We start from the raw sequence: 976 nt of genomic DNA, 5'->3' as shown, positions 1-976 counted from the left end.
GTATCCCAACGTCGCCTCCACACAAGCTGGCGCTCATGCTTCTCAGGCTCCCACCTATCCTGTACAGATCGTACCAAAGTCCAATATCAAGCTGCAGTAAAGCTCCATGGGGTCTTTCCGTCTTGTCGCGGGTAACCTGCATCTTCACAGGTATTAAAATTTCACCGGATCTCTCGTTGAGACAGCGCCCAAGTCGTTACGCCATTCGTGCGGGTCAGAATTTACCTGACAAGGAATTTCGCTACCTTAGGACCGTTATAGTTACGGCCGCCGTTTACTGGGGCTTCGGTTCACAGCTTCGGGTTTCCTAACCGCTCCCCTTAACCTTCCAGCACCGGGCAGGCGTCAGCCCGTATACTTCGCCTTGCGGCTTCGCACAGACCTGTGTTTTTGCTAAACAGTCGCTTGGGCCTTTTCACTGCGGCCCCCTCGGGCTATTCACCCTACCGAGGCACCCCTTCTCCCGAAGTTACGGGGTCATTTTGCCGAGTTCCTTAACGAGAGTTCTTCCGCGCGCCTTAGCATGCTCTGCTCGCCTACCTGTGTCGGTTTGCGGTACGGGCACCTTCTCCCTGGCTAGAGGCTTTTCTTGGCAGCTTGAACTCATGACCTTCGGTACTGTAATTTTCCCTCCCCATCACAGCCCAGCCTTACGGTATGCGGATTTGCCTGCATACCAGCCTCACTGCTTGGACGAGCATCCATCAGCTCGCGTCACTATCCTTCTGCGTCACCCCATTGCTCATAACGGTTCACGGTGGTACAGGAATTTCAACCTGTTGTCCTTCGACTACGCCTTTCGGCCTCGCCTTAGGTCCCGACTTACCCTGAGCGGACGAACCTTCCTCAGGAACCCTTAGGCTTACGGCGGATCAGATTCTCACTGATCTTTTCGTTACTCATACCGGCATTCTCACTTGTATGCAGTCCACCAGTCCTCACGATCCGGCTTCTACCCGCATACAACGCTCCCCTA

Annotated in this window: 1 rRNA gene; it reads right to left on the bottom strand. The window is 54.5% G+C overall.

The annotated features are described in order from the left end of the window. Positions 1-976: ribosomal RNA gene (locus PEH01S_RS34305) — 23S ribosomal RNA — on the bottom strand; the annotation flags it as partial.

Source organism: Paenibacillus ehimensis NBRC 15659 (assembly GCF_004000785.1).
Taxonomy (GTDB): Bacteria; Bacillota; Bacilli; order Paenibacillales; family NBRC-103111; genus Paenibacillus_G; species Paenibacillus_G ehimensis.
The sequence above is the reverse complement of the archived record's forward strand: the minus strand, read 5'-3'. Positions and strand labels throughout refer to the sequence as shown.